Consider the following 12,650-nt stretch of genomic DNA (forward strand, 5'->3'; position numbering starts at 1 on the left):
GCGTGGCCCCAGGGCGGGCCACGCCCGATCACGCCCGACGGGGACCTCAGGCGGCGGCCAGGGCCCGCTCGCACTCCCGGCAGCGGCGGTCGGCCAGCTCGGGCGGGTACCAGGGCTCGCCGGGGCGGGCGGGGGCGTAGTGGCTGTGTTCCATGGAGCGGGTGTCGCGCCGGCACAGCGTGGTCGGCTGGGGGTCCTCGGGGACGTCGGGGTCGGCGCCGGCGGCGTGGACGGCCAGTACGCCGGGCCCGACGCCCTCCGCGCCGAGGACCTGCTCGGGCTCCAGCTCGAACAGCACGATGATCGAGGCCATGACTCCGACGGTGCGCCGGGACGGGCCGCTTCGCACGCCGGACCGGTCACGCGTGGGACGGGGCGCGCCAGGCGTGGGACGGCGGCGCGGTCCCGGCGGAAATCATCGGAGCCGCTGCAGGATCGCGTCCGAACCGGGTAGGTGCGGACCGACGGGAGGTGTGAACGATGAGTTGCGACGACGCGGGACTGGGTGCGGTGCTGGCCGGGCTGCTGGCCCGTTCGCGGGAGGCGGGGCCGACCGAGCTGCCCGGGCTGGTGCGGGAAGCGGCCTGCGGACTCGGGGCGGACGGAGCGCGGGTCCACCTGGTCGACGTCCAGCAGCGGCGCCTCGTCCCGCTGTCCGGCCCCGGGGACGGGCAGTCCGACGGGCAGTCCGGCGGGGACGGCGACGGCGGCGGGGACCTCGACGGCCAGATCGACATCGAGGGGACGCTCGGCGGCCGCGCCTACCGGCTGCAACAGACCCAGCTCTCCACCGGGCCGTCGGCCGTGGGCTGGTTCCCACTGGTCGACGGGGTCGAGCGGATCGGCGTCCTGCGGATCGAGGGCGGGCCGCGGGACGAGGGCGCGATGGGCCGCTACGAGGCGCTGGCGGCGCTCGTCGCCCTGCTGGTGGTGTCGAAGGGCGCGTACAGCGACTTCATCGTGAAGGTCGGGCGTCGGCGGCGGATGAGCCTGCAGGCCGAGCTGCTGTGGTCCTTCCTGCCGCCGCGCACCATCGGCACCCGCCACGTGACCTCCAGTGCCGTCCTGGAACCGGCTTACGACGTGGGTGGGGACGCGTTCGACCATTCGGTGACGGGCGGGCGCCTGCACGTGTCCGTGTTCGACGCGATGGGCCACGACCTGGCCTCCGGCGGCGCCAGCGCGGTCGCCCTGGCCGCCTGCCGTTCCACCCGCCGGGCCGGCGGCGGCCCGGCGGACATCGCGCGGGCCATCGACGGCACCCTGGCCCGGTGGATCCCGGAGCGGCTGCTGACCGCCGTGGTCGCGGACCTGGACACGGCCACCGGCGGGCTCTCCTGGGTGAACTGCGGCCACCCGCCGCCGCTGCTGATCCGGGAGCGCCGCATCGTGCCGGACGCCCTGCTGCGGCGTGCCGAACTGCCGCTCGGGCTCGGCTTCCACCTGGACGGCCCGCAGCCCGTGCACCACGCCCGGCTGCAGCCCGGCGACCGGCTGCTGGTCTACACCGACGGCGTCACCGAGGCCCGTTCGACCTCCGGCGAACTCTTCGGGGAGCGCCGCCTGGCCGACACCCTCGTCCAGCACATGGCGGGTGGCGACCCGGCCCCCGAGGCGCTGCGCCACCTGATCCACGCCCTGGTCACCCACCAGGAGCACCGGCTGCGCGACGACGCGACCATCCTGCTGGCGGAGTGGCACCCGCACCGGCCCGGGAACTGACCCCGGGAACTGACCCCGGGAGCCGATGGCGGGAGCCGATGCCGGGCACGACGTCGGGCAACGACATCGGGCCGGGCGGCGCCGACTACGGCTCCAGCAGCCGGTCCAGCACCCGCCCGAAGACCAGGCGGGCCGCCGAGGCGACGACCGGATCGGCGAACCGGGGCAGGCCGGCGATCCGCAGCTCCTCCGTCCAGACGGCCGCGCTGCCGCCGCCGACCGCGCGGACCCGCAGTACTGCACCGCCGCGCACCGGGCGGCCGCGCTTGACCAGCCGGCAGAGGCCGTCGCGGCCCGGCGCGGGAGCGACCAGCTCGACGATCTCCATCGGGTCGTCGAACCGCAGCGGGCCGAGGGCCGTCCGGGCCAGGACGACGTCGCCGGTCTCCCGGCCGCTGCCCCGGGCGACACCGACCCGGGTGAAGGGCACCCGTTCCCCGTGCCGGTGCCAGGCGAGCAGCCGCTCCCAGCAGACGGCCGGCGGCAGCGGCGAACGGCGGGTCAGGACGAAACGGGCCATGCGGCCCACCGTAGCGCCGCCGGGCTCCCGGGGGCCGTACGGATCTCGGCGCGGTCCGGGGCCGTACGGGTACCTGCCCCGGGCCGCCCCGGACCGCTACGCCCGGTCGCCCAGCAGCGCCGCCAGCGTCGACAGGTCGCCGTCCTCGCCGAGCAGCACCACCAGCGGCGGGTGCGCCGGGGCGCCCTGCCGGGCGATCTCGTAGGCGGTCAGGCCGAGCCCCGGTGGGGCGACCAGGGCGACGGGGGCACGGGACTCCAGGAGCGGGCCGAGCAGCGGCCGGTAGGCGGCGGGGGGCGGGGCGCCCCGGTCGGGGCGCAGCACGCCGAGGGCCTGCGGGCCGGGCCAGCCGCGGGAGGCGTCGGGGCGGCGGGTGCGGGGGGCGCCGGGCGGGGCCAGCAGGAGGACCCAGCCGGCGCCCGGGCGGGTGGCCCGGCGCAGGACGTCCAGCTGCACCGCGGGGCCGCCGGGGTTCGCCGTGCCGTGGCCGTCGGGGAACCCCCGGTCGTCCGCGGTGGCACGGCCGGCCGGGGGCTGCCCGGTGTCGTCGCCCGGCTCGCCCAGCCGGGGTGCCGGCTGCCCGGCGAGCGTGGAGCGCAGCACTTCGGTGGTGCTCAGCCCGCTCGGCAGGTCCGGGAAGGTGCGCAGCAGGTGGGCGCTCTGGCTGAGGAGTTCGGCGGCGTCCTGGTCGGCGAGCAGGGCGCGGTCGTGGGTGGCGGTGAGGACCAGTCCGCCGGTGGTGTCGTAGTGGGCGGCGAGGGTGATCGGGTAGGAGGTGAAGGTGCCGGCCGGCGCCGGGCTCTCGACGTGGATGCCGTGCGCGGCCAGGTCGGTCTCCAGTCGCAGGTGGTGGGCGGAGGTCGGCTGGTGTTCCAGGACGACCAGGCTGTTCGGCCGCCGGCCGTGCGCGTTCGGCGTCCAGCGGTGCGCCTGCCCGGGGGAGACCCACTCGTACGCGGCGAGGTCGAGGACTCCGTCGCGCAGTGCGGCGAGCAGCTGGGGCACGGTGGTGCCCGGGTGCAGCCGGACGGAGATGGGCAGCGGGTTGCGCAGCGCGCCGGGCAGCCGGTCGACGCCGTCCAGCGGGATGCCCCGGCCGGAGACGGTCACCGCGAAGCCGACCCGCACCGACCGGGCCGGGCGGCGGGGCCGGCCGGACTGCGCGGCGCGGTACAGCAGCAGGGCCCAGGCGGCCTGGAGGGCGCTGCTCTCGCCCGCGCCCCAGGCGGCCGCCCAGCCGCGCAGCCGGACCGCCTCGTACGGGGTGAGCCGGCGCCGGGCGCGGCCGCTGCCGTGCCGGCGGGGGTCGGGGGCCAGCGGCAGGACGGCGGTGGCGCCGGGCCGGGTGGACCAGAACTGCCGGGCCGCGTCGGTGCTCCGGGCCTGCAGCCAGCCGGCGTGGTCGCGGACGTCGGGGCGGCGCTCGCCGCCGGGCAGGACGCCGCCGGTCAGGTAGGCGCGGTGGAAGGACTGCAGCAGCAGGCGCACGCTCCAGCCGTCCAGCATCGCGTGGTGGTAGGTGAGCAGCACCCGGGTGGTGGGGCCCTCGTCGGCGTCCGGCGGGGCGTCGAGCAGGGTGGCGCGCAGCAGGGCGGGGCGGCGCAGGTCGAAGCCGCGCCGGCGGTCGGCGGCGAGCAGGTCGTCCCAGTCGGCGGTGCCGTGCGGGTGCCGGGTGACCTCGGGGACGGCGCGTTCGTGGAGCACCATCCACGGTTCACCCTCGCCGGTGCCGTCGCCGTCCTCGTCCCAGTCGAAGGCCGCGCGCAGCACGGTCTCGTGGTCCATGACGGACTGCCAGGCGGCGGTGAAGCGTTCGGTGTCCAGTGGTCCGTGCCAGTTCCAGGACAGTTGCTCGATGTGCCGCCCGCCGTGGTCGGGCTGTCCGAGGACCTGGTGCAGCATCTCCCGCTGCAGGGCGCTGGTGGGCACGGTGACGGGTTCCGGCGGGTGTGCCAGCGCCTCGCGCAGTTCCGCCAGCAGCTCGACGGCGTGTCCGGGCGGCGAGGGCGCGAGGCCGACGAAGAGCCTGGGCGGCCGGTCGGGGGCGTTCAGTGCGTCGAAGTCGTCCGGGTGGCCCGGGGTGTCCGGGCCGGACCGGCGGCCCCGGCGGTCCTCGACCAGCACCGCCCGCAGGCGGGGCCCGGCGGCCAGGCTGTGCCCCAGTTCGGCGAGCACCCGGTCGAGGCCTTCGGGGCCGTCCGCCGTCCGGTGCCACAGGAGGTCCGACCCGGCGCCGGGCGCCGCCGGGTCGGGCACGGCACCGGGCGCGGTGTCCGGTACTGCGCCCGGCGCGGCGTCCGTCCCGGCACCCGGTGCTGCGGTGCGCGGGCCGAGGGCCTGCGGCAGGACGGCCCGCAGCGCGGTGTGCAGCACGTCCGGCCGGTACGCCCGGTGCAGTTCGACCAGCAGGAACTCCCGTGCCCCGGTGGGCCGGGCGGCGGTCTGCCGGGGCCGGGCCGTCGTGCGGGCCAGGGCCGCGCTGACCGCTCCCGCGTCGAGTCGTCTCGGTGGGCGGGCGGCGGGCAGGCAGGGCTCGGGCGCGGGTGCGCCGGACACCAGCAAGGTGACGGGTGCGCTGGAGAACTGACGGTTCGTCATCACTGATCAGCGGGCACCGGAGCCCGAGTCCTTCCCGTGGGCCGGCCAGGATCGCGCCGGGGTTACTGGGTGGCGAGCCCGCCGCAGACGTTGAGCGCCTGGGCGGTGATGCTGGCGGCGGTCGGGGTGGTGAGGTAGCCGGCCAGCGAGGCGACCTCCTCCGGGGTGGTGTAGCGGCCGAGCGGGATGTGCGTCTGGAAGTGCTGGTGGATGGTTTCGGGGGTGGTGTTGTAGGCGGTGGCGTACTCGTGGTGGATCCGCGTGGTGTGCGGGGTCTGGACGTAGCCGGGGCAGATGGCGTTGACGGTGGTGCCGGTCGGGGCCAGTTCCTTGGCCAGCGCCCGGGTGAAGCCGATCACGGCGTGCTTGCTCGCGGTGTACGGAGCGCCCAGGGTGACGGCCTGCTTCCCGGCCGTGGACGCGATGTTGATGATGCGCGGGTGCGTGGTGCTGGTGATGTGGCCGTGCCGGAGGGTCTCCCGGGTGACCAGGAAGACGGCGTTCAGGTTGGTGTCGATGACGTCGTACCACAGGTCGTCGGTGGTGGTCGCGGTGGGCCCGCCGCCGGTGCGTCCGGCGTTGTTGACCAGCACGGTGATCGGGCCGTGTTCGGCGACCGCGTGCCGGATCAGTTCGGAGACCTGGGCGGGGTCGCGGACGTCGCAGGTGCGGCCGTCGGCTTGGTGGCCCTCCTCGCGCAGGGTGACCACCGCCTGGTCGATGTGCTGGGCGGTGCGGGCGCAGATGAAGACACGGTGGCCGCGGCTGCCGAGTTCGCGGGCGATGGCCAGGCCGATGCCGCGGGTGCCGCCGGTGATCAGGGCGAGGGGTTGCTCGGGTGCGGTGGTCATGACGCGTCCTGTGGGTGAGGGCTGGGAGAGGTCGGCGGGGACGGCCGTCCGGACGGGGCTCAGGCCGGGTACAGGTTGTAGGTGGTGGGGTGGGCGGTGGTGGGCGTGTTGAGGGTCGGGTCGAGGGTGAGGATCGCGTGTTGCAGGTGTTGCAGGTGCGGGGAGGGCTGGATGCCGAGTTCGGTGGTCAGCCGGTGCCGCAGGTGGTGGTAGGTGGTGAGGGCGCTGGTCTGCCGGCCGGCGCGGTAGAGCGCGACCATGGCCTGGGCGTGCAGGCCCTCGTGGTGGGGGTGCTGGTGGGTCAGGTGGGTGAGTTCGGGGATCAGTTCGTTGTGCCGGCCGAGCCGCAGGTCGGTGTCGATCCGCCGTTCCAGGGTGATCAGCCGGCTCTCCTCCAGGCGCATGATCTCGATGGTGAGGATGGGGCCGGGCCGTACGTCGACCAGGGCGGGGCCGTGCCAGAGGGAGAGGGCCTGGCGGAAGTGCGTGGCGGCCTGGTGGTCGTGGCCGTGGTTGAAGGCGTGCTGGCCCTGGGTGATCAGCAGGTTGTAGGTGTGGACGTCGAGGTTGTCGGGGTGGGTGGTGAGCTGGTAGCCGCCGTGACGGGTGGTCAGGATGTCCTTGGCGGTGACGTGCGGGGTCGGCCCGAGGGCCTGGGTGATGCGCCGGCGCAGCTGCAGGATGTACGTCTGCATCGTGGTGAGCGCCTGTCTTGGCGGGTCGTCGCCCCAGATCTCCTCGATCAGGGTGGCCGTGGGCAGGATCCGGTTCGGGTAGAGCGAGAGCAGGGCGAGGATCTGGCGCTGCTTGGCGGCGGAGGGGACGACGGAGATGCCGTTGAGGTCGGCGGTGAGGGGGCCGAGGACTCTGAGCTGCATGGCAGTTCTCCTTTCGTGCGCGGGACGGTGAGAGGGTCGCTCGGTCGAGCGGGGTGACCGGGTCGGTCGGATGTGTGTTCGAGTTGAAGGAATGGTGGGGGGATGCGTCGCACCATAGCGGCGGCGAGGGGCCGGGTCCGGATTCCTCTAGTCCCCGTCGAGCACGGTTCCGGGTGGCTTGAGGCGGGATTCCGGGGCCCGGTGCGACGGCGGGGTGGCACCCGCACCGGGGGCCGTCCCGCCGAACACCGGTGCCGGGGTGCCCACTTCTTCCGCCGGCCGCCCGGGAAGCCCGCTCGGGAAGCCGCCGACAACAAGGTGCGGACCGCCGTTCGGATCGCGGGTGTCGACGTCGTCGAGGGGGTCGGCGGCCGGTGCCGGGAGGTGGGCCCGCCGGTCCGCCGGGGGTGCGCACACCGGCGTGCAGGACGGTGAGCCCGTACCCGTCCACCTCCACCTCGACCTGGCGCGCGCCGGGCAGCGGAAGGTCTCGAACGGAATGCGTTCCCGATGCCAGTCGCGGACCGCGAGTACCCGAACGGACAACCTTCCTGCGGGAGAGAAGGTCTGATGATCAGTCAGGTCCATTCGGTCAAAGCTTGGCAAATTCCGGCCGATCCTCTGGATGTGCCATTGCACATGTCACATCATGCTCCCCATGAGAAAAGCCATCGCCCTGCTCGCGGCCGTCACGGCCGTCGCCGCCTTCGGCGGAACCTCCGCCTCCGCCGCCGGACCCGACGCCGCCGACCTGGCCGACACCGGCCAGGGCAAGCTCGTCTGGAGCTCCTGCAACGACGCCACCACCCCCGCGCTGCAGTGCGCGATGCTCGACGTGCCGGTGGACTACGCCGACCCGCACGGGCGGAAGATCGCCATCAAGCTGAACCGGCTCCCCGCGACCGCGCCCAAGGACAAGCAGCAGGGCCCGATCCTGCTCAATCCCGGCGGGCCCGGCGACTCCGGGCTGTGGATGCCGGTGTCCGTCTCCTCCGCGATCCCGGCGGACGTCGCCTCGACCTACGACTGGATCGGGTTCGACCCGCGCGGCACCAACGGCAGTGACCCCCACGTGGTCTGCGACGCCCACTACTTCGACGCGGAGCGCCCCGACTACCAGGTGGACCAGGGCACGTCGAAGGCGTGGCTGAAGAAGGCGGCCGGCTACGCCGCGGACTGCGCGGCCGACTGGTCCTGGCTGCTGCCGCACATGACCACCGTCGACAACGCCCGCGACATGGACAGCATCCGCCGGGCCCTGAACGTCCCGAAGATCAATTTCTACGGCGGCTCCTGGGGCACCTCATTGGGCTCCACCTACGGCCAGCTGTTCCCCTCGCACGTGCGCCGGATGGTGCTGGACAGCATCGTCGGACCGACCATCAGCTGGTACGACCACAACATCCTGCAGGACAAGGAACACCAGCGCCGCTTCGACGCCTTCGCGGCCTGGACCGCCAAGGCCGACTCCGTCTACCACCTGGGCACCGACGCCGCCGCCGTCGAACAGGCCTACCGCCGGGTCGAGGACGCGCTGCGGAAGGAGCCGGTGGACGCCGCCCCCGCCCCCGGGAAGATCGGCCCGGCCGAGTTCGAGGACACCTTCTACGGCGGCGGCTACAACTTCCTGCGCTGGCCCCGGATGGCCACCGTGCTCTCCGCCTACCTCACCCAGCACGACACCCGCCCGCTGGCCATCGCGTACAACAGGTACGCGGCCCCCGGCGCGGACGACGGCACCTTCCCGGCGTACAACGCGGCGCAGTGCACCGAGAACGCCTGGCCGCGGGACTGGGAGGTGTGGAAGAAGGACCAGGCGAAGGTGAACGCGGTCGCGCCCTTCTACACCTATAACAACATGTGGTACAACGCCGCCTGTATGTTCTGGCCGTACCAGGGCAACCAGGCGGGCCGGCTGAAGATCACCGGCAAGGGCCTGCCCCCGGTCCTGCTCTTCCAGGCCACCGAGGACGCCGCCACGCCGTACGAGGGCGGGCTCGCCATGCACGACGCACTGCCCGGCTCCAAGCTGGTCGTCCAGGACGGCGGCAGCTTCCACGAGATCCTGTTCCACGGCAACGCCTGCCTGGACGACACCTTCACCGCCTACCTGCGCGACGGCAGCCTGCCCCAGGGCAAGGGCCGGATCGCCAAGACCTGTGCGCCCGAAGCCGATCCGGCGCCGGTGTACGTGACGCCGCCGCCGGCCGCCGCCAAGGCCTCGCCCGCCGCGGCCCCCGCCACCGGCCTCGCACCGACCGACCCCGAGGCCGTGCACGGCGTCCTGCGGTAGCGGACCGGACCGCCCGGGCAGCCCGCGCGACCGGCGGGCTGCCGGGCGGCCCCGGGCGGTCCCGGCGCGTCAGCCGACCGGCGGCGGCTGCTCCGGCCAGTCGGCGGTGGCGCGGGAGCGCTCCCGCCACTGCCGCACCGCAGGCCCGTCCCCGTCCCGCCGGCGGCAGAACTCCTCCAGCCGCGCGCACGAGGCGAGCATGGCGGCCCGCCGCCGCGGCCACGGCGGGACCGGGCGGCCGTACGCGCGGAACAGCTCGCCGAGCGCCCCGGCCCGGTCGGGGTGGTGCGTGCGGACGGTCCACTCGCACCAGGCGAGGTCCTCGACCGGGTCTCCCGGGTGGGTGAACTCCCAGTCCACCAGCCCGGTGACCGCGAAGGTGTCCGGGTCCAGCAGCAGGTTGTGGGGCCCGAAGTCCCCGTGCACCAGCACCGACCCCGCGACGGCCGGGCCGTCCTCGACCACGCCGGGACCGATCTCCTGCAGCCGGCGCAGCACCCGCCCGCAGGCGGCCAGGACCTGCGGCCCGTGTCCGGCGGCCAGCAGGTCCTGGGCGGGCACCCCGGGCAGGTGGCCCAGCGTGACGGCGCCGGCCTCCGTGGCGAGCAGCGGTGGCACCGGCAGCCGTCCGTGAAGTCGCGTCAGCGCCCGCTGCTCGCGGGCCGCCCGCACCTCGGCGTCCGGCCCCCGGTACCGCTTCACCACCGTCCGGCCGTCGCCGGTGGTGCTGTTGGTGTACCCGTGCCGCAGCGGCCGGCTCACCCCCGCCACTCCTCGGCGAGCAGCCCGAGCACCAGCTGGTCCTCGAACCGGCCGCCCGCCCAGGCCGCGTCGCGCAGTCGGCCCTCGACGGTGAAACCGGCCGTGGCGGCGGCCCGGAGCATCGGGGTGTTGTCGGCGAGCGTCTCCAACTGCAGCCGACGCAGGCCCAGCACCGGGAAGGCGTAGTGGCCGAGCACCCGCAGGACGTCCGCCGCGAGCCCGCGACCCCGGTGGCCCGGCCGGAGGGCGACGCCCACGTGGGCGCTGCGGTTGTGGGCGTCGATGCCCCACAGCAGGGCCTCCCCGGCCAGCTCGCCGGAGGCCGTCTCGACCACGGAGAAGCAGGCGGCCTCGTCGGACGGCCCGGTGACCGCGTACGGAGAGTGCGCCGACCCCGGGGGGAGGGGGCGCCAGGGTCGGGAGTCGGCCCGCGAACGGGTCGCCACGTCGTCGAAGAGTTCGGTCTGGAGCACGGGGACGTCGGCCTCGTGCCGGGCCCGGAGGGTGATGTGAGTACCAAGTAGCATGTCACATTGCTTACACGGTCGCCCGGTCCGCGGCCACCGGATTTCCGCACCTGCGACGAGCCCTGACGGTCGTCGACGGCGCCGCCGAGCCGTCCGCTGCGCGGGGGTGAAGCGCCCGGATGGCCGAGCGGCCCCCGCACCGAGCCGGTCGGTGCGGGGGCCGCTCCGCGGTCCTGTGCCCTGCTACTTGGCGAGGCCGTAGCCGCCGACGCCCGCGTAGACGGTGTCGGCGACGTGGCGGGGGGAGGAGTCGGTGGTGGTGGTGACGGGCGGTTCGTTGCCGTTCTGGTCGCGCAGGTTGAGGGTGGTCGAGCCGCCGCCGTCCATGTTGACGGCGTCGACCAGGTCGAGCGCCTTGAGCACCTGGGCGAACTCACTGCGGGTGGCGCCGGCGGCGAGGGCGGCCGGGTCGCCCTTCTTCCCCTCGACGGTGACGAAGAAGAGGTGGCCGAAGCCGTCCGCCCCGCCGGCGGTGCGCCAGGCCCGCGCGGTGTCGTCGGCCACCTGGTAGACGACCGAGGCGTCGCGGATCAGGACGTCGCCGACCGGCGTGGCGTACAGCGCCGGGTCGATCGGCTGCTCCACCGCGCCGACCGGGGCGCGGCCGAACCAGGTGTCGGCGACGGTGTCGCCGAAGCGGGTGTCGGTGACCACCGTGTGCAGGGTGACCGGCTTGCCGGCGCAGGCGTTGTCCCAGAGCCAGGTCGCGCCGTCGCCCGTGCCCTCCAGGGCCCGCCCGCCGGGCGGCACGTCGTGGCCGCCGCGCGGGGCGTCGGAGACGATGCCGCCGGGGGTGGCGCCGGGGCGGAAGCAGGCGGTGGCCACACCCGCCGAGTTGAACAGCACCTCGACGCCCGGGTCGTCGTCGGTGGTGGTGCTCGTCTGCCCGAGCGCGTCGGGAGCCGGCGTCCTCGCCCCGAACTCGGGGGTGAACTCGACGATCTCCGACGGGTCGAAGCAGACGCCGCCGACGACCGTCACGTCCGTGTTGGCGGGGTCGGTGTTGCGCAGGCAGTGGCCGGCCCGGCCGGCGAGCCGGTTGACGCCGTCGACCTTGCGGCTGACGGTGGCGTCGTCGGAGAGCCGCACGGTGAGCTTGGTGGCGAGCTCGGTGATGTACGGGCGGCCGTTCTGCAGCATCAACACGGAGTTGGCCGGGCGCAGTCCGACGGCCTTGCCGGTGGCGGGGTCGTAGGCGTAGCGGCCCCCGCCGGCCTCGCTGAGCAGCCGCCCGTTCTTCATCGAGGTGCCGCCGAGGTCGCCGAGGTAGATCCTGTTCGCCTTGTCCAGGACGACGCCGTCGTCGAAGTAGCCGCCGTTGACCCCGAGGTACGGGCGCCGGCTGGTCACCCCGGTGGTCTGCTCCAGCATCTCCTGGACGGTCTGCGTGGTGTACATGCCCTGGCCGATCGAGCCGTCGAAGGTGATCGGCGCCCGGCTCGGGTCGATGTCCATGACGTTGACCGTCCACATCCCGTCGGCGTCCCGGTAGACGGTGCGGGTGATCCCGGGGAACGGCGTGGTGGCGGAGGTCCGGGCGAGGGTGATGCCGCCGAGGACGATGTCGGTGTCCGCCGCGCCGGCCAGGCCGCTGCCCGGGACGGCGAGGACGGAGGCGGCCAGGCCGAGGGCGGTCGCGGTACGGATCGCGGCGGCGCGCCGCACGAGGGTGTGCTTCACGAGGGTCTCCCGGGTCAGCAGAAGTCGGTGGCGGGGCGGCCGTCGGCGGCGACGACCAGACGGTCGGAGCTGAGCGTTCCGGCGTACGGCGCGGGGACGAAGGTGCTGTCGCCGCTGAGCACGACGAACGCCCGGTAGGTGGAGCCGTTGGCGCTCCAGGTGCCGGTGAGCCCGCCGTCCGGGTAGAAGCAGGCGTGCTTGGCGGTGTGGTTGAAGACGGAGACCGTCCGGTCGTTCCAGTCGGCGCCGAAGTCGCGGACCTCGTCCTCGCCGAAGGAGGTCATCGCGCCGCGGCCGCTCTCCCCCGCGAACAGGCAGAGCCGCCCGGTCTCGCAGCGCTCGTAGCCGGTGAAGCAGCCGGCCTTGGACTTGGCGCCCTTGAAGGAGCTGACCTTGCCGTCCAGGTGGGTGCCGAGGTCGGCGAGGGTGGCCTGACCGCCGGGGCGGACGGCCTGGACGGTGCCGCCGTAGGCGGCGTCGGCGTAGAGGCAGGCCCAGTAGGGGGACTGGTTGTCCACCGAGCGGGCCCGGTCGTTCCAGACGGGGTCGACGCCCTGGACCGGGACCCGGGGGTCGCCGGCGAGTTCGGCGCCCCGGCCGGCGTCCTGGTCGTAGAGGCAGAAGCCGCCGGCGGCGCAGTGGCTGGTCCAGCTCGCGGCGGTGGCCCGGGAGCCGGGCAGGACGGCGATCACGAGCGCCACGAGCAGCATGCCCAGGACGGCGCGCGGAAGGTGCTTCCTCACGGTGGAGGTCCCCCTTGGGGTGGAAGTGGTGGGTGGTTGGGAGCGCGGACCGGGCGGCCGTGCGGGCCGCCCGGTC

11 protein-coding genes are annotated in these 12,650 nt (G+C 74.7%); 2 read left to right on the forward strand and 9 right to left on the reverse strand.

The features are described from left to right. Positions 1-46: 46 nt before the first annotated feature. On the reverse strand, positions 47-313 hold the full coding sequence (locus tag ACFV04_RS41280) for a hypothetical protein (protein ID WP_360258900.1): 267 nt from the start codon (positions 311-313) through the stop codon (positions 47-49). A gap of 167 nt (positions 314-480) precedes the next feature. Here ACFV04_RS41280 and ACFV04_RS41285 point away from each other — a divergent pair, with 167 nt between their 5' ends. Continuing rightward, entirely contained in the window at positions 481-1,722 is a 1,242-nt protein-coding gene (locus ACFV04_RS41285) for a PP2C family protein-serine/threonine phosphatase (protein WP_380536232.1), read from the forward strand. Between the two features lie 85 nt (positions 1,723-1,807). Here the strand turns inward: ACFV04_RS41285 and ACFV04_RS41290 are convergent, their stop codons facing one another. From ACFV04_RS41290 to ACFV04_RS41305, 4 genes are all read right to left on the reverse strand, one after another. Further along, positions 1,808-2,242 carry an SRPBCC family protein gene (locus tag ACFV04_RS41290; protein ID WP_380536233.1) on the reverse strand — a complete coding sequence of 145 codons (435 nt, stop codon included), beginning with the start codon at positions 2,240-2,242 and terminating at the stop codon, positions 1,808-1,810. A 96-nt stretch (positions 2,243-2,338) separates the two neighbouring features. After that, entirely contained in the window at positions 2,339-4,840 is a 2,502-nt protein-coding gene (locus ACFV04_RS41295; RefSeq protein WP_380536235.1) for a condensation domain-containing protein, read from the reverse strand. A gap of 62 nt (positions 4,841-4,902) precedes the next feature. Next, positions 4,903-5,691, reverse strand: coding sequence for an SDR family NAD(P)-dependent oxidoreductase (locus tag ACFV04_RS41300; protein ID WP_380536237.1), 789 nt, complete (start codon positions 5,689-5,691; stop codon positions 4,903-4,905). A 59-nt stretch (positions 5,692-5,750) separates the two neighbouring features. Then, positions 5,751-6,569 (reverse strand): BTAD domain-containing putative transcriptional regulator, encoded by an 819-nt coding sequence (locus ACFV04_RS41305; RefSeq protein WP_380536239.1) that lies wholly within the window; start codon positions 6,567-6,569, stop codon positions 5,751-5,753. Positions 6,570-7,227: 658 nt separating this feature from the next. Here ACFV04_RS41305 and ACFV04_RS41310 point away from each other — a divergent pair. Continuing rightward, positions 7,228-8,862, forward strand: coding sequence for an alpha/beta hydrolase (locus ACFV04_RS41310; RefSeq protein WP_380536241.1), 1,635 nt, complete (start codon positions 7,228-7,230; stop codon positions 8,860-8,862). Positions 8,863-8,931: 69 nt separating this feature from the next. Here ACFV04_RS41310 and ACFV04_RS41315 read toward each other — a convergent pair whose 3' ends face one another. The 4 genes from ACFV04_RS41315 to ACFV04_RS41330 all read right to left on the reverse strand — a co-directional run bounded on the left by ACFV04_RS41315 (position 8,932) and on the right by ACFV04_RS41330 (position 12,574). Continuing rightward, positions 8,932-9,624: a phosphotransferase family protein gene (locus tag ACFV04_RS41315; protein WP_380536242.1), complete on the reverse strand. Its 693-nt coding sequence runs from the start codon at positions 9,622-9,624 to the stop codon at positions 8,932-8,934. Continuing rightward, complete coding sequence (locus ACFV04_RS41320) at positions 9,621-10,151, reverse strand: GNAT family N-acetyltransferase (protein WP_380536244.1); 531 nt, start codon at positions 10,149-10,151, stop codon at positions 9,621-9,623. The genes ACFV04_RS41315 and ACFV04_RS41320 overlap by 4 nt, the downstream gene beginning before the upstream one ends. A gap of 183 nt (positions 10,152-10,334) precedes the next feature. Beyond that, entirely contained in the window at positions 10,335-11,831 is a 1,497-nt protein-coding gene (locus tag ACFV04_RS41325) for a phosphodiester glycosidase family protein (RefSeq protein WP_380536246.1), read from the reverse strand. A 14-nt stretch (positions 11,832-11,845) separates the two neighbouring features. Continuing rightward, on the reverse strand, positions 11,846-12,574 hold the full coding sequence (locus tag ACFV04_RS41330; protein WP_380536248.1) for a peptidase inhibitor family I36 protein: 729 nt from the start codon (positions 12,572-12,574) through the stop codon (positions 11,846-11,848). Positions 12,575-12,650 lie beyond the last annotated feature (76 nt).

Origin of the sequence: Kitasatospora sp. NPDC059599 (genome assembly GCF_042735125.1) — a bacterium.
Taxonomy (GTDB): Bacteria; Actinomycetota; Actinomycetes; order Streptomycetales; family Streptomycetaceae; genus Kitasatospora.

Coding starts and splice junctions, on each gene's coding strand:
- ACFV04_RS41280 (WP_360258900.1), bottom strand. CDS start 313: ATGGCCTCGATCATCGTGCTGTTCGAGCTGGAGCCCGAGCAGGTCCTC.
- ACFV04_RS41285 (WP_380536232.1), top strand. CDS start 481: ATGAGTTGCGACGACGCGGGACTGGGTGCGGTGCTGGCCGGGCTGCTG.
- ACFV04_RS41290 (WP_380536233.1), bottom strand. CDS start 2,242: ATGGCCCGTTTCGTCCTGACCCGCCGTTCGCCGCTGCCGCCGGCCGTC.
- ACFV04_RS41305 (WP_380536239.1), bottom strand. CDS start 6,569: ATGCAGCTCAGAGTCCTCGGCCCCCTCACCGCCGACCTCAACGGCATC.
- ACFV04_RS41320 (WP_380536244.1), bottom strand. CDS start 10,151: ATGCTACTTGGTACTCACATCACCCTCCGGGCCCGGCACGAGGCCGAC.
- ACFV04_RS41310 (WP_380536241.1), top strand. CDS start 7,228: ATGAGAAAAGCCATCGCCCTGCTCGCGGCCGTCACGGCCGTCGCCGCC.
- ACFV04_RS41295 (WP_380536235.1), bottom strand. CDS start 4,840: ATGACGAACCGTCAGTTCTCCAGCGCACCCGTCACCTTGCTGGTGTCC.
- ACFV04_RS41300 (WP_380536237.1), bottom strand. CDS start 5,691: ATGACCACCGCACCCGAGCAACCCCTCGCCCTGATCACCGGCGGCACC.